The sequence below is a fragment of the Aeromonas sp. QDB03 genome, from assembly GCF_027707985.1.
GTDB lineage: Bacteria > Pseudomonadota > Gammaproteobacteria > Enterobacterales > Aeromonadaceae > Aeromonas > Aeromonas hydrophila.
Genome location: NZ_JAPCJG010000004.1, coordinates 351287 through 365459, shown reverse-complemented (window position 1 = coordinate 365459; position 14173 = coordinate 351287). Strand labels below are relative to the sequence as shown.

General features: G+C 64.5%; 13 protein-coding genes. 4 read left to right on the top strand and 9 right to left on the bottom strand.

What is annotated here, in order from left to right; all coding sequences use genetic code 11:
• Positions 1-253: 253 nt before the first annotated feature.
• The 3 genes from PG900_RS13060 (at position 254) to tsgA (ending at position 2840) form a co-directional block, all read left to right on the top strand.
• On the top strand, positions 254-634 hold the full coding sequence (locus PG900_RS13060) for a hypothetical protein (RefSeq protein WP_270831577.1): 381 nt from the start codon (positions 254-256) through the stop codon (positions 632-634).
• 287 nt (positions 635-921) lie between these two features.
• Positions 922-1623 carry a purine-nucleoside phosphorylase gene (deoD, locus tag PG900_RS13055; protein ID WP_005303072.1) on the top strand — a complete coding sequence of 234 codons (702 nt, stop codon included), beginning with the start codon at positions 922-924 and terminating at the stop codon, positions 1621-1623.
• Positions 1624-1676: 53 nt separating this feature from the next.
• Positions 1677-2840, top strand: a complete 1164-nt coding sequence (gene tsgA, locus PG900_RS13050) for an MFS transporter TsgA (protein ID WP_270831576.1) — start codon at positions 1677-1679, stop codon at positions 2838-2840.
• 78 nt (positions 2841-2918) lie between these two features.
• Here the strand turns inward: tsgA and PG900_RS13045 are convergent, their stop codons facing one another.
• From PG900_RS13045 to PG900_RS13025, 5 genes are all read right to left on the bottom strand, one after another.
• Positions 2919-3596: a Crp/Fnr family transcriptional regulator gene (locus tag PG900_RS13045; protein WP_252375637.1), complete on the bottom strand. Its 678-nt coding sequence runs from the start codon at positions 3594-3596 to the stop codon at positions 2919-2921.
• A 189-nt stretch (positions 3597-3785) separates the two neighbouring features.
• Complete coding sequence (locus tag PG900_RS13040) at positions 3786-7061, bottom strand: response regulator (RefSeq protein WP_270831575.1); 3276 nt, start codon at positions 7059-7061, stop codon at positions 3786-3788.
• Positions 7062-7224: 163 nt separating this feature from the next.
• On the bottom strand, positions 7225-7992 hold the full coding sequence (locus PG900_RS13035; protein ID WP_103829216.1) for a DODA-type extradiol aromatic ring-opening family dioxygenase: 768 nt from the start codon (positions 7990-7992) through the stop codon (positions 7225-7227).
• 325 nt (positions 7993-8317) lie between these two features.
• Entirely contained in the window at positions 8318-8788 is a 471-nt protein-coding gene (locus tag PG900_RS13030) for an FKBP-type peptidyl-prolyl cis-trans isomerase (RefSeq protein ID WP_042065740.1), read from the bottom strand.
• Between the two features lie 157 nt (positions 8789-8945).
• The gene (locus PG900_RS13025) at positions 8946-10100 is read right to left on the bottom strand and encodes a sodium:phosphate symporter (protein WP_024945097.1); all 1155 of its coding nucleotides are present in this window, start codon (positions 10098-10100) and stop codon (positions 8946-8948) included.
• 248 nt (positions 10101-10348) lie between these two features.
• On the opposite strand from PG900_RS13025, the gene PG900_RS13020 reads away from it, so the two are divergent.
• Positions 10349-10729: a hypothetical protein gene (locus tag PG900_RS13020; RefSeq protein WP_043121510.1), complete on the top strand. Its 381-nt coding sequence runs from the start codon at positions 10349-10351 to the stop codon at positions 10727-10729.
• A gap of 98 nt (positions 10730-10827) precedes the next feature.
• Here the strand turns inward: PG900_RS13020 and PG900_RS13015 are convergent, their stop codons facing one another.
• From PG900_RS13015 to PG900_RS13000, 4 genes are all read right to left on the bottom strand, one after another.
• Entirely contained in the window at positions 10828-12171 is a 1344-nt protein-coding gene (locus tag PG900_RS13015; RefSeq protein ID WP_011706802.1) for an APC family permease, read from the bottom strand.
• Entirely contained in the window at positions 12171-12320 is a 150-nt protein-coding gene (locus tag PG900_RS13010) for a hypothetical protein (protein ID WP_162837661.1), read from the bottom strand. The genes PG900_RS13015 and PG900_RS13010 overlap by 1 nt, the downstream gene beginning before the upstream one ends.
• A 357-nt stretch (positions 12321-12677) precedes the next feature.
• Complete coding sequence (locus PG900_RS13005; protein ID WP_270831574.1) at positions 12678-14021, bottom strand: APC family permease; 1344 nt, start codon at positions 14019-14021, stop codon at positions 12678-12680.
• Positions 14018-14143, bottom strand: a complete 126-nt coding sequence (locus PG900_RS13000; RefSeq protein WP_257620539.1) for a hypothetical protein — start codon at positions 14141-14143, stop codon at positions 14018-14020. The genes PG900_RS13005 and PG900_RS13000 overlap by 4 nt, the downstream gene beginning before the upstream one ends.
• Positions 14144-14173: the final 30 nt, after the last annotated feature.

The following is a 14173-nucleotide window of genomic DNA, read 5'->3' as shown; positions in this document are numbered from 1 at the left end:
CTTGATTTTATTGGCTTGGAGAGCGTGGCGGGGAAGAAAGGAGCAAGCTGACTGTTGAGGAAGGGCTGGCCGGGGAGAGTCCCGCTTAGCCAATCAGCGCTATAGTGCGGCTATGGTGCCCTGTGCTCCGTGGCCCTGGCTGGCGAGGCGAGGGATCTGCGGCAACAATCAGCTGTTGTCATAACAGTTACTTGCAATCAGATCACCATGCAAAGAGGTCACCATGCCAACACATCACAATAAGGAACGTCATATGAAGCGTATTGCCATCCTGTTCGGCCTGCTCTGCGGCAGCGTGCTGCTGGCCAATCCGGTCTTTGCCAACGACGCTGCCCAGTTGCAGTGCGAGGCGCAGGCTGCGGCCAAAAAACTGGCGGGCGCCGCCAAGACCAGCTTTGTCGGCAAGTGCGTGAAAGATGCCGCCGGCGCCAAGGCGGGCGAATGCGAGAAGGCGGCGGTCGACAAGAAGCTGGCCGGCGCGGCCAAGAACAGCTTTATCCAGAAGTGCGTGAAGACGGGCGCGGCAGTGGATCCGGCGGTCAAATGCGAGAAGGCGGCGGCCGACAAGAAGCTGGCTGGCGCGGCCAAGAACAGCTTTGTCCAGAAGTGCGTGAAGGATAGCGCCGCCAAGTAAGGGGTTTTCTTGTCGGGTGTGTTTGCGGGGGGGCCTGATGGCCCCCCCGCGCTATTTTGGGGCGCAGGGGTTATCGCTGAACGGGTGACGCAAGGACAGGGTAGGGCTGGGTTGGGTTGTGCGAAGGCAGATTAGCGGCGGCGAAGGGGGGCAAGTGGGGGCGGCCTTGGAGAAGTTGCCGGAACTGGGATCTCGATCGGGGCAACAGGACTTTTGTCCTGCAAGGGGCGAGGGGGCGGGGGCTAGGATGCGCTCATCCACACGAGTCAAACTGGAGCACAACAACAATGACCGCTCATATCAATGCTAACCCGGGCGATTTCGCCGAGACCGTCATCATGCCGGGGGATCCGCTGCGGGCCCGCTATATCGCCGAGACCTTTCTGACCGATGCGCGCGAGGTGACCAATGTGCGCAACATGCTGGGCTACACCGGCTACTACAACGGCCAGCGCATCTCGGTGATGGGCCACGGCATGGGGATCCCCTCCATGGTGCTCTACGCCCACGAGCTGGTGAACGACTTCGGGGTCAAGCGGATCATCCGCATCGGCAGTCTGGGGGCGACCCAGCGCCACGTGCAGATGCGTGACGTCATTCTGGCGCAGGCGGCGGGCACCGACTCCCCGACCAACGCCAAGCGCAGCGCCGGTTACCAGATGGCCACTTCGGCCGACTTCGCCCTGCTGCACAAGGCCTTTACCAAGGCGCAGGAGAAGGCCATTCCGGTCAAGGTGGGCAATATCTTCACCGGCGACCTCTATTACGATCCGGACGAAAACCTGATTCCGGCGCTGGAGAAGTTCGGCGTGCTCGGCATCGACATGGAGGTGGCCGGTCTCTACGGGCTGGCCCATCAGCAGGGGATCGAGGCGCTCGCCATCCTGACGGTCTCCGACCACTGCCTGACCGGTGAAGAGACCACGGCCGAGGAGCGGCAACTCTCCTTCAACCAGATGATCGAGCTGGCGCTGCACACCGCGCTGTAAGCGCCGCGGCCCGCCCAACCCTGCACGCACCCTGACCCCAAGAGAGATCCAACATGAACAATAAGCTCTCCCTCACTGCCATCAGCTTCCTGGCCAACTTCGTGATGGCCGGTTTTGCGACCCAGTTCGGCATGCTGATCGACCCCATCGCCGCCAAGTTCGGCGCCGACGTCAATCAGGTGGCCTCCATCTTCTCCCTGCTCAACGGCGGGGCGCTGGCGGGCACCATTGCCGCCTTCTTCCTCATCGAGAAGGTGGGCCTCAAGCGGATGACGCTGCTCTGCTACGGCCTGATCGCGCTGGCGGCGGCCGCGCTCCATCTGACCGGCTCGCTCTATGTGGTGATGGTGGCCATGACGGTGATCGGCCTGTGCGGCGGGGTGGGGCTCTGCATTGCGGGGACCCTGGTGGTGAGCGTCTGGCAGGCGCGGATGCAGAGCACCATGCTGGTGGTGCAGGATGCCACCTTCAACGTGGCCGGGGTGGTCTTCCCGCTTATCACTACCTACACCCTGGCTCACGCCATGGCGTGGAGCTGGAGCTATCTGGCGGTGGGCGTGGTGGCGCTGGCAACCATGCTGGTGGCGGTGCTGACCAATTTCCGCAGTTGCGAGGCGGGCGGTGAGAGCGCCGGCAACGAGCACTCGGAGTGGAACCTCGGCATCATCAGCGGCGGGTTGGGGCTTTTTCTGGGCATGCTGGCGCTCTACACCTTCCTCACCTGGGCGCCCATGTTCGTGAAGAACAAGTTCGGCATCCCCTTCGAGGAGGCGGGCAACATCATTACCCAGTACTGGACGGCGGCCCTGCTCGGCGCGCTGGTCTCGACCGCCATCGTGACCCGCATTGCGATCCGCACCTTCCTGCTGGTGATCATCACCCTGGCGATGGGGATGACGGCGCTCATCGTCACTACCGACAACCTGAGCCAGCTGCCATACCTCACCTATGGTTACGGCTTTGTCTGCGCCGCGCTCTACAACGCCTTTATCGCCTACGGGGTGTCGTTTGTGCGCCAGGCATCGAGCAAGAACGTCTCCTACATCCTCATCAGCGGCAGCGCCGGGGCCATGTTCAGCCCGGCCATCAGCGCCCTGTTCGAGCAGGTGATCGGTCTGCAGGCGGTGATGTACGCCATCCCTGTCATCTATGGCGTGATCCTCGCCATGCTGGTGGCCTCGCTGAAAATGGCCCGGCCCCAGCCTTGTCTGGCCTGAGCGGGGGAGCAAACAGCAAGAGGGGCGGTATAAACCGCCCCTCTTTTTTGTCTTTAACCGGCAACTGATGCCCGCGAGTTATGGCTGCTCCAGAAAGGCCTTGAGCCCCGCCAGATCGCGGATCTGCAACCCCTCCTCACCGCGCTCCACCAATCCCTTCTCCATCAGCTCTTTCACCGCCCGCCGGTAGACCCTGTCCGTAGTGCCGAAGCGTTCCGCCTCCTGATACCCCTTGCGAAAGCCGCTCACTGGGTTGTGGTGGCAGTGGCTGTGATAGAGGTCGAGGGCGATGTTGTAGCTGATGGGGTAGAGCATGCGGCAGGTGAAGATGTCCACCGTGTCCTGATAGTCGATGGCAATGGCGGTGGCAAAGAAGAGCGCCACCTTGGGGTGGGCGACCAGCGCCTGCTCCAGCTGCTCGCCATCGATGCGGGCCACTGCCAGCGGCTCCTCGGCGATGATGTCGAGCTGGCAGCGGTAGCCGGTGAAGAACTCCATCTCGCCAAACAGCTGGTGGTCGCACTCCAGGGTGCCGAGCTGAAAGCGGCGGCCATTCATGGCGGTGTGGCCCATGGCGATGCGGCCGCTCTTGACCAGCACCAGATCCCGCAGCGGCTCGCCTTGGCGCATCAGGGGCTCTCCTTCGGGGATGAGACGCCGCTCCGTGATGCAGGAGCTGACCACCTGTTCGATGAGATCGTGGCCAGCTTGCCAGTGGGGCTGAAAGCGCCCCTTGAGAAGGGGTTTGAGTTGCATGGGGTTCCGGGTAGTCGCCAAACACAAACGGCTATTACACACCCTGCCGCAGGCTAACTCCAGCCCGAAGGCGCTGAGGGCTGGCGTGAGCATGCGAGGGTGTGACAGAGATCGGGCTGGCGGGACTGGGGCGGGCACGGCTGGCGCAGATAGGGCGGGAGCACAGCCCGCGCCATCCGGCTCAGATTATCAGACCGGACCCAGGGCGCTGGCGCCGCTCTGCTCGAGGCTGGCCAGGGCCGTGCGCAGCCGGGCCAGGCCGATGGGCTTGTAGAGGCACTCGTCCATGCCGGCGGCCAGGCAGCGCTCCCGCTCGCGCGCTGTGGCGTGGGCGGTAAAGCCCCAGATGGGCAGGGTGTGGCCGCGGGCGCGCAGGCGGCGGGTCAGCTCGAAGCCATCCATCAGCGGCATCTGGCAGTCGGTGATGATGAGGTCGAAGTCCTGATTCTGGATGGCCCGCAGCGCCTCGGCGCCGTTGCCGCGCACGCTCACCTCGTGGCCCAGGTGCTTGAGCTGCTGTCGCAGCAGCACCTGGTTGGCGTGGTTGTCGTCCACCACCAGCACCCGCAGCCGGCCGGTGGCGGCAGGGGGGGAGGGCCGCTTGGGGGAGGGCACCATGGCCGATGTGGCATCGAGCGGCACAGGCAAGGGTTCGCACTCTGATTCTGGCGCTGGCGCCAGCGGGGTGAGCGGCAGCCGGATCCTGAGCTCGGTGCCGCTGCCAAGCTCGCTGCTGACCGCTATCTTGCCCCCCATTAGCTGGCACAGCATGCGGGCGATGTTGAGCCCAAGACCCGTGCCAGCGAACTGGTAGGGGTCGTGGGCGCGGTAGAAGGGGTTGAACAGCCCGGGCAGCTTGTCGGGGGCGATGCCCACCCCGCTGTCGCGGATAAGCAGGTGCAGTTGGGGTTGCTCCGCGCTTCCCACTAGGCTGGCCTGCAGGCTCACTTCCCCTCGCTCGGTGAACTTGATGGCGTTGCCGAGCAGGTTGAAGACGATCTGACGCAGGCGCGGCCCGTCGATCAGCACCCGCGGCAGGGGATCCAGCTCGACCCGGTAGTTGAGCCCCTTCTGCTCGGCCATGCCCGCAAAGGCACGGGCCACCGATTGCAGCAGCGGCGCCAGCTCGCACGGCTCGGGGGCCAGGGTCAGCTGGCCCGACTCGATGCTGGAGATGTCCAGCACGTCGCCGATGAGATCCAGCAGACCGTTGGCGGATTCGGAGGCGATGCGCAGCTGCTCGCCGGTGTAGGGGGCCAGAGCGGGATCCTGGCTCGCCAGCTCCAGCATGCCGAGGATGGCGTTCATGGGGGTGCGGATCTCGTGGCTCATGGTGGCCAGAAAGTCGCTCTTGGCGCGGCTGGCGCGGTCGGCCTGCTCCTTGGCGCGGCGCAGCGCCTCCTCCATGGTCTTGCGCTCGGTGATGTCGATCCAGCCGTTGATCACCCCGCTGATGGCGCCGCGGTAGTCAAAGTAGGGCACCATCCAGTGGTAGACGAACTGGCGCGGGCCGCGCTGGCTGAAGATGCGATCCGACAAGATGGGGCTGCCGCTTTGCAGCACCTGCTGAAAATCCTGCTCCAGGGTAGTGATGGCGTCGGCGCCAAGCAGCCCCTTGAGCCCTTCTGCAAACGAGGTGCCGAGCACCCGCTCGATAGGGGCGTTGAGGATGGCCAGGTACTTGCTGTTGCAGAGGATCACCTTGCCGCCCTTGTCACGCACCACGATGGGGTGGGGCAGGCTCTCGCCGAGCGCCTCGATGAAGCGCACGTGCTCCTCCAGCTGGCGGCGGGAGGCCTGCTCCGAGCGGGCCAGCCGGTTGAGCATGCGGTTGCGATAAAGCAGCAGCAGGGCGATGGCGAACAGGCCGGCCAGCAGCAGGTAGAAGTAGGGGGCGTTGCGCTCCATGAAAGTGGGGGCCGGCAGTTTGCGGTTGCGCCACTGGTAGCTCATGGTGGCCAGCTCGTTGGGGGCGATGGAGAGGATGGTCTTGTCGATGACATCCATCAGCATCCGGTTGCCCGGCAGGCTGGCAAAGCCCATCCGGATGGGCTGGTTGTCGGCGGGGCCGGCGATGCGGATCTGGCTGAGCCGGCCGCACTCCACCGCATGCTGGGCAAAATAGAGCGGCACGATGGCGGCGTCGAGCCTGCCGTCGTCGACGGCCGCCATCGCCTCGTCGGCGCTCTCCAGATAGCTCACCCGGCTGTTGTCGAGCCGCCGGGCAATGGGGTTGTAGTGGGTGCTGCCCACCCGCTTGCCGGCGAGTTGTGCCAGATCGCCGCTCAAGGCATCCCCCTTGCGGGCCACCAGCACATAGATGTCGTCGGTGGCATAGGGCAGGGAGGGGCGCAGCCGGTAGCTCTCGGCCACCGGGCGGGAGATGGCGCCGATGAGATCCAGCTCGCCCCTGAGCAGGGCCTCGTTGCGCGCCAGCTCCGAGCCATAACTGACGAACTCGAAGCGCAGGCCGGAGCGCCGGCTGATCTTCTCCAGCATCTCCACCGACATGCCGGTGAGCTGGTTGTCGTAGTCGCGCACCCCGTAGGGGTAGAGATCGTCCATCAGCCACACCCTGACTGGGCCTGCCGTCGCCAGCCAGGTGCGCTCCTCTGCGCTGTAGAGCTTGCTGGGGCGCTCGACGATGTCGCGGATGGGGCCGTTCCACTGGCTGAAGATGAGGCTGTGGGTGATGTCGCTCACCCCCGCCAGGGCGTGATTGAGCAGCGCCAGCAGCCGGGGGCTGTCGGCCGAGACCGCAAAGCGAAAGCCGTCCGCCGCGATGGCGGGCTGCGCCTGGCTGCGCTGCCGGATCTTGTCGAAGCGCTCGCTGTTGAGGTAGTGCAGGGAGTGGGGATCGCTTAGCAGCAGCGGCTCGCGGCCGAAGAAGACCGCATCGAAGGCCGCCACGTTGGAGGGGTAGTTGACCAGCACCAGATCCGGGTAGTAGCGCTTGAAGGCGGCCTCGTCCACATAACCCTGCACGGTGGCGACCCGCTGGCCCGGCAGCAGCAGCGGGCCCTGTTCGGCGGCGAGCGCCGAGAAGACGGGGGCACTGCTGAAATAGCGCTGGCTGAGGGCGATGCCCGCCTGGTCGGGGCCGCTCAGGCTGAGGTTGCCGAGATTGACAAGGTCAAGCTCCCCCGCCCGCAGCGCCGCCAGTGCGCTGCGCTTGTCGTCGAACACCCGCAGCTCGACCGGCTTTTGCAGGGTCTTGGCGACGATGTCGAGATAGTCGGCGGAGATCCCCTCGAAGTGCTCGTCCGGCCCGGTCATGGCGAACGGGCGGTAGTCGTGGCGCAGCACACCGACGCGCAGCAGCTGGTGTTGGGCCAGCCACTGCTGTTCGGCCGCCTGCGTGGGGGCCGGGCTGCTCTGCAGATAGTGACGGCTGTGCAGGGTGAGCGCCTGGGCGCAGAGGGGAAACAGCAGGCAGAGCAGCAGCAGGGGTCGAATAAGGTTCATTGCCGGCTTGTGCCCCTCCCGCTGGTCAGATGGTGATCGAAAGCGGCGATTCTACCGAAGAGCGGCGGACAATGAACCTTTAATCAGCAGTTTGTCAGTGTGGGCGCCATAAAAAATGGCGGGAAGCGACCCGCCATCTTGCGCTGTCTGGCGCTGCCAGGGTTCAACCGAAGCGGTAGGAGCCCATGTAGAGGCTGCCGCCATCCCAGCTGTCGTGCAGCTTGACCGGCTTGTCCTGGCCAGCGGCGCCGAGCGCCACGAACAGCGGTCGCAGGTGATCGTCGTGGGGGTGGGATTCCACCGCCCCCGGCGCGCGCGCCCGGTAATCTTCCAGCGCGGTCCGATCGCCCTCGCTCATGGTCAGCTCCAGCCAGTTGACGAAGCTGCGGGCCCAGCCCGGCACTGGCGAGTTTTCCGGCCCCAGTGCCCGCAGATTGTGGGTGATGGCGCCGGAGGCCAGGATGCCGATCCCCTGGGTGCGCAGCTGCTGCAGCGCTTCCCCCAGTTGCCACAGCTGGCGCGGGGTGAAGCTGGCCGGGATGGAGAGCTGCACCAGCGGGACGCTGCTGGCGGGATCCATCAGCGAGAGCGGCGACCAGACCCCGTGATCCAGCTCGCGGCGCACCGGCTCGGCGGGCAGGCCCGCCAGCAGCAGCTGATCGCTCACCGCCTCCTGCAGCCAGAGCGGGCTGCTGGCCGGCCAGCGGATGTGGTAGAGCGGCTCGGGGAAGCCGTAGAAGTCGTACATCAAGGCCGGATTGGGCTCGACGTTGATCTGCAGTTCGCTGCGGGTAAACCAGTGGGCCGAGATGACCACCAGCCCCTTGAGATCGCCAAGGCGCAGATTTTTGAGGAAATGGGTCGCCGGCTGGTCGCGCAGAACCAGATCCGGGGCGCCATGGGAGATGAACCAGACGGGGGCGATAGACATGACAGACTCCATATGCGTTGTATTGGTGCGCGGCGCACCAGAAAACTCTGGGCCAGGGCGACATGCCACTGACGATATGGTCATTATCTGCCCCGACAATGAAGTTAACAATCCAGCTTTATGAATAAGTACTGTTCACTGTTGGTTGATAGTGATGGGGGGGAGGGCGGGCGGTTTTACTCATGACAAGGCCGGCGCAGTGGCCGGCCCTGGGAAAGGCTGAGAGCGTCTTGCCCCACAGCCATCAGTTCATCTTGATGCGGATTTTATCCCTAACAGCGCCACCTCGCAGGTCAGCACGGGCGCTGGGTGGGATCTGGCCGGTTTATTGAATACCCAGCAGTTCCACGTCGAAGATCAGCACAGATCCCGGCGGGATTTTGCCGGCGGCGCGATCGCCATAGGCCAGGTTGGCGGGGATGTAGAAGCGGGTCTTCTCCCCTTCCACCATCAGTTGCACCCCTTCGGTCCAGCCGGCGATCACCTGGTTGAGGCCAAACTCGATGGGCTCGCCGCGGGCGACCGAGCTGTCGAAGACGGTGCCATCCAGCAGCTTGCCCTCGTAGTGCACCTTCACCTTGCTGGTGGCGGTGGGGTGAACGGTGCCGCTGCCCGGGGTCAGCACTTCATACTGCAGGCCGGAGGCGGTGGTGGTCACCAGGGGTTTTTCCTTGTTGGCGGCGAGGAACTCGGCGCCCTTGCGCACGTTTTCCACGGCCTGCTTCTTGTTGTTGCTGCTCGAGTAGAAGTAGTAGGCGACGCCGGCAACCAGCAGCGCGATCAAAACGAATTTCATCGGGTATCCCTATGTCGTGAAATGCCGAGAGGGCAGTGGGAGCGGCATCTTATCCCAGCCGGGAGGCGAGGGCGAGCCGGCGGGCGGCAAGATGTGACTGGGCGGGCAAAGCCAGAGCCAGAGCCGGGGGACGCAGCGCACCCCCCGGCCCCTGTCGTTACTTGGCGGCCACCATCATCAGAGCGGGCAGGGCGAAGAAGAGGCCCGCCACGTAACCGAGCGCCAGCAGCTTGTTCTCGCTGCCGACCCGGGCCAGCCCCTCGGCCGCCTTGACCGGCAGCTCACGCAGGAAGGGCACTCCGTAGATGAGCACCACGGCGAACAGGTTGAACAGCACGTGCACCAGGGCGATGGTCAGCGCCAGCTTGGCACCGGCGCCGCTGATGGCGGTGGCGGCCAGTAGGGCGGTGATGGTGGTGCCGATGTTGGCGCCCAGGGTGAAGGGGTAGAGCTGACGGGTGCTGAACACGCCGCCGCCGGCCAGCGGGATCATCAGGCTGGTGGTGGTGGAAGAGGACTGCACCATCACGGTGACCAGGGTGCCGGAGGCGATGCCGGTCAGCGGGCCGCGGCCCAGCGCCCGGTGCAGCAGATCCCTGGCACGGCCCACCAGCACCCGCTGCAGCACCTTGCCGAGCCAGGTGACGCAGCCGAGGATCAGCAGGATGCCGATGCAGATGGTGGCGATGGCGGGCCCTTTGCCCGGCAGGAAGGCCACCAGACCGTCGATGAAGGTGAGTGCTGGGGAGAGCAGCGGCTTCATGAAATCCATCCCCTGCATCGACATGTCGGCGGAGCCCGCCAGCAGGTCGGCCAGCGCCTCGGCGCTCTTTTGCAGCAGGCCGAACATCAGTTCCAGCGGCAGGAAGATGAACACCGCCAGCAGGTTGAAGAAGTCGTGCACGGTGGCGGCGGCAAAGGCGCGGCGAAACTCGCCCCGATCCCGGATATGGCCGAGGGAGACGATGGTGTTGGTGATGGTGGTGCCGAGGTTGGCGCCCATCACCATGGGGATGGCCATGCCGATGGGCAGGCCGCCGGCCACCAGGCCGACGATGACCGAGGTCACCGTGCTGGAAGATTGCACCAGGGCGGTGGCCAGGATGCCGAGCAGCAGGGCGACGAAGGGGTTGCTGGCGAAGGCGAAGATCTGGGCCGCGCCCTCGGCGCCGCCGGAGAAGCCCTTGAAGCCGTGGGAGACGGCGCCGACGGCAACCAGGATCAGGTAGATCAGAGTGATGACAGCGAGCCAGTTGAACAGTGGGCCGGTACGACGGGTCTGCTGTTGTGCGAAAGATGGGGTGCTGTGCATGAAGCCTCTTGGGACAGTCTGCGTGAAAATGGACGGGCGCATTAGACCAAGGCTCCATGACAGAAATATGACAAAGTGACACTTTTGTGATGATTTGATGACATGGACGGCGGGGCTCATTGGACAGGAGGTGTCGGATCAGGCCGGGATCCCGGCCGGTTTGGCCGCAGATCCCCCGCGCGGCTTGCAGCCGGGAGTCAGGGCGCTATGCTGCCCCCTTTCCTTCCCTCAACGAGAGTGATGTTGTTATGCGTGCATGGGTGCTGTGTCTGTCCCTGGGTCTGCTGTCTGCCGGTGCGCAGGCGAGCGTGTTCAAATCCGAGTGCAACCTCGACAAGGCGGTGAAGAACGAGGCGCTCAATGCGACCCTGGGGGTCAAGGGCAACTGCGATACCGACAAGCTGGTACGCCAGCAGAAAGAGAAGGCCAAGGCCGAGGTGAAGAAGCACACCACGGACGTGCTGGACCAGAAAACTGCCGGCCTCAAAGAGGGCAAGAGCCAGCTGCAGGGGACTCAGCAGAAGGTCAATCAGGCCGGTCAGCAGCTCAAGCAGACCCAGCAGGATGTGAAGGCGGTGGCCAAGGATCCGCTCAAGGCGGCTGCCACTGCGGTGATCAATCAGGGCTGATCTGCCTGACTGTCGTGGGTGGGGCCGCGAGCGCGGCGTGCACAGCAAGAAGGGGAGCCATGGCTCCCCTTCTGCATTTGTGCGTCTGCTCGTCGCCCTTACTGGGTGTCGGCCGCCTCTTCGTACTGACGGAAGGGGATGCGGAACACCGCGAGGCGCAGGAACAGGTAGGTGACGCCAAGGCCAGCCCAGATCAGGCCCAGCTCCAGCGAGCTCTGCTCCAGGTTGATCCAGAGTGCGCCTATGGTGGCGGCGCCCAGCAGCGGCAGCACCAGGAACAGCAGGTGCTCCTTGAGGCTCTTGTTACGCTTCTCGCGCACCCAGAACTGGCCGATGACCGACAGGTTGACGAAGGTGAAGGCCACCAGGGCACCGAAGTTCACCAGCGCCAGCGCCATGTCCAGATCGAACGACACCGCGGAGAGCGCCAGGGCGCCCACCATCAGCACGTTGATGGCCGGGGTGCGGAATTTCGGGTGGATGTAGCCGAACACCCGCTCCGGGATCATCCGGTCACGCCCCATCACGTAGAGGATGCGCGACACGCCGGCGTGGGCGGCCATGCCGGAGGCCAGCACGGCGACCGTGGTGCACACCAGTACCACGCTCTGGAACAGGGTGCCGCCGACGTAGAGGGCGATCTCCGGCAGCACGGCGTCCGGCTCCTTGAAGCGGGCTAGATCCGGGAAGTAGAGCTGCAGGAAGTAGGAGACGGCCACGAAGATGATGCCGCCGATCAGCGCGGTCAGCACGATGGCGCGCGGGATCACCTTGCCGGCGTTGGGGGTCTCTTCGGAGAGCGAGCTCAAGCCGTCGAAGCCCAGGAACGAGAAGCAGAGGATGGTGGCGCCGGTAAACAGCGGCACCATGCCGGCTGACTCGAAGTGGAACGGCCGGCTGCTCAGCAGGGTCGCCGCCCCTTCACCGTGATAGATGCCCCAGCCCATCAGGCCGAGGAAGACGGTGATGATGGCGAGCTGGATGAAGACGATGACGCCGTTGAAGTTGGCCACCAGGTTGATGCCGCGCAGGTTGAGGAAGGTCATCACGGTCACCAGACCGAAGATGAAGATCCAGGGCTCGACGCCGGGGAACATGGCGGTCAGGTAGATCTTGGCCAGCAGGATGTTGATCATCGGCATGAACATGTAGTCGAGCAGGGAGGACCAGCCGACCATGAAACCGATGTAGGGGTTGAACACCTTCTGGGCATAGGTATAAGCCGAGCCCGCGGAGGGGAAGCGGCGCACCAGATGGCCGTAGCTGAAGGCGGTCAGCAGAATGCCGCCGAGCGCCAGCAGATAGGCGGTGGCGACGCGGCCTTCGGTAATGTCACCGACGATGGCAAAGGTATCGAATACCGCCATGGGTGTGAGGTAAGCCAGACCCATCACCACTACCTGGAAGAGGGTGAGCGTCTTGAGCAGCTTGGCACCGGCCATCACGCTTTCTCCTCTGCGATCGCCAGGTCGGCGAAGGGGGACGGGATCAGGGACGCAGCGCGTCGCTGGACACAGGGGACGCCGGTCTGCGGCACAGACGGGTGGCGTACGCCGGCGGGCACCGGCAGGAAAGCAGTGAAATGCCCCATGTTTTTCCTCACAACGTCGGGAGATTGCCTGGCAATCTCGATATCAATTCCGGTACAAAGTCCGGCCTCTTGGTGAATGTGGTTTTCCCCTAAAAAACGAAGAACCGATGCTGCAAAAAACATCGGCTCTCAGGGGCGGCGTATTGTGCCCTCAGGGGGGGTAGGAAACAAGCAAAAAAGCCCCGGTCGGGGGATTTTGTTGACCTGGGTCAGGTCGGGCTGCGCCACCGGGCTGGCAGCCAGTGTTGACGGGGGCTGCAGCGACGCAGGTCACGCGCGAACATGGCTGTTGCGCAGGGCTGACAGGGGTAAAAAAAAGCGCCCGCAGAGGGCGGGCGCGGTGAACGCAAAGAAGGCTCAGGAAGCGTCGGTTTCAGGACGGCGCAGCTGGACCCGGAACACGGTGAGGCGCAGCAGCAGATAGAGAGCGCCGAGAGCGGCCCAAATCAGCCCCAGCTCGAAGGAGGCTGGCTCCAGGTTGAGCCAGAGCACGCCGATGCAGGCGGCCCCGCACAGGGGCAGCAGCAGGAACACCAGATGGTCCCGCAGCGTCTTGTTGTGACCGAGCTTGACGTAGAAGTGGGCGATCACCGCCAGGTTGACGAAGGTGAAGGCCACCAGAGCGCCGAAGTTGATCAGCGCCAGCGCCATCTCCAGGTCGAACGACACCGCCGAGAGGGCCAGCACCCCCACCAGCAGCACGTTCAGGGCCGGGGTCTGCCAGGTCGGGTGCACGTAGGCGAAGAAGCGGCTCGGCAGGGCGCGATCCCGCCCCATCACGTAGAGCAGGCGTGACACGCCGGCGTGGGAGGCGAGCCCGGAGGCCAGCACCGCCACCGTGGTGCAGACTAGCACCACCGCCTGGAACAGCTTGCCGCCCACATAGAGGGCGATCTCCGGCAGCACCGCATCCGGCTGCTGGAAGCGGGAGATGTCCGGGAAGAACAGCTGCAGGAAGTAGGAGACGGAGATGAACAGCACGCCGCCGATCAGCGCCGTCAGCACGATGGCGCGGGGGATCACCCGGGAGGCGTCCGGGGTCTCTTCGCTCAATGTGGTGATGGCGTCAAAACCGAGGAACGACAGGCAGAGAATGGAGGCACCGGTCAGCAGAGGGGCCACATTCATGTGCTCGGAGAAGAAGGGACGGCTGCTCGCCACCGTGCCGAGCCCCTCGCCATGGTAGACATCCCAGGCGATGAGGCCGATGAAGACGGCGATGATGCTGAACTGCATGATGACGATCAGGCTGTTGAAGTTGGCCACCAGCTTGATGCCGCGCAGGTTGAGCAGGGTCATGACGGTGGCCAGACCGAGAATGTAGGTCCAGGGTTCCACGCTCGGGAACAGGGCCTCCATGTAGATCTTGGCCAGCAGCATGTTGATCATCGGCATAAACATGTAGTCGAGCAGGGAGACCCAGCCCACCATGAAACCCACGTAAGGGTGAAACACCTTCTGGGCATAGGTATAGGCGGAGCCTGCCGAGGGAAACTTGCGAACCAGGTGGCCGTAGCTCATGGCGGTGAACAGCATGCCGATGAGGGCGAACAGGTAGGCGGTGGGCACATGGCCTTCGGTGATCTCGGTGACGATGCCGAAGGTGTCGAACACGGCCATGGGGGTCAGGTAAGCCAGCCCCATGATGACCACGTGCCACAGTTTGAGGCTTTTTTTCAGGCCGACGGGTTGGGCATTCATTGTGCTTTCCCCTCAATCCGGGCCGAAGGGATCAGGCTGACGATATCAACCTGGGCATAGGGGGCGCCAGAGACGCGGCGCAGACCGGCGTGGGCCGGCAGGAAAGCAGTGAAATACCCCATGGTGTTCCTCACTAGAGAAGCGGGTGTCGT

Excerpts from the sequence above, each read along its gene's own strand:
- PG900_RS13040 (WP_270831575.1), bottom strand. The coding sequence starts at position 7,061 with ATGAACCTTATTCGACCCCTGCTGCTGCTCTGCCTGCTGTTTCCCCTC.
- deoD (WP_005303072.1), top strand. The coding sequence starts at position 922 with ATGACCGCTCATATCAATGCTAACCCGGGCGATTTCGCCGAGACCGTC.
- PG900_RS13010 (WP_162837661.1), bottom strand. The coding sequence starts at position 12,320 with ATGGGGCATTTCACTGCTTTCCTGCCGGTGCCCGCCGGCGTACGCCAC.
- PG900_RS13035 (WP_103829216.1), bottom strand. The coding sequence starts at position 7,992 with ATGTCTATCGCCCCCGTCTGGTTCATCTCCCATGGCGCCCCGGATCTG.
- PG900_RS13045 (WP_252375637.1), bottom strand. The coding sequence starts at position 3,596 with ATGCAACTCAAACCCCTTCTCAAGGGGCGCTTTCAGCCCCACTGGCAA.
- tsgA (WP_270831576.1), top strand. The coding sequence starts at position 1,677 with ATGAACAATAAGCTCTCCCTCACTGCCATCAGCTTCCTGGCCAACTTC.
- PG900_RS13060 (WP_270831577.1), top strand. The coding sequence starts at position 254 with ATGAAGCGTATTGCCATCCTGTTCGGCCTGCTCTGCGGCAGCGTGCTG.
- PG900_RS13030 (WP_042065740.1), bottom strand. The coding sequence starts at position 8,788 with ATGAAATTCGTTTTGATCGCGCTGCTGGTTGCCGGCGTCGCCTACTAC.
- PG900_RS13015 (WP_011706802.1), bottom strand. The coding sequence starts at position 12,171 with ATGGCCGGTGCCAAGCTGCTCAAGACGCTCACCCTCTTCCAGGTAGTG.
- PG900_RS13020 (WP_043121510.1), top strand. The coding sequence starts at position 10,349 with ATGCGTGCATGGGTGCTGTGTCTGTCCCTGGGTCTGCTGTCTGCCGGT.
- PG900_RS13025 (WP_024945097.1), bottom strand. The coding sequence starts at position 10,100 with ATGCACAGCACCCCATCTTTCGCACAACAGCAGACCCGTCGTACCGGC.
- PG900_RS13005 (WP_270831574.1), bottom strand. The coding sequence starts at position 14,021 with ATGAATGCCCAACCCGTCGGCCTGAAAAAAAGCCTCAAACTGTGGCAC.
- PG900_RS13000 (WP_257620539.1), bottom strand. The coding sequence starts at position 14,143 with ATGGGGTATTTCACTGCTTTCCTGCCGGCCCACGCCGGTCTGCGCCGC.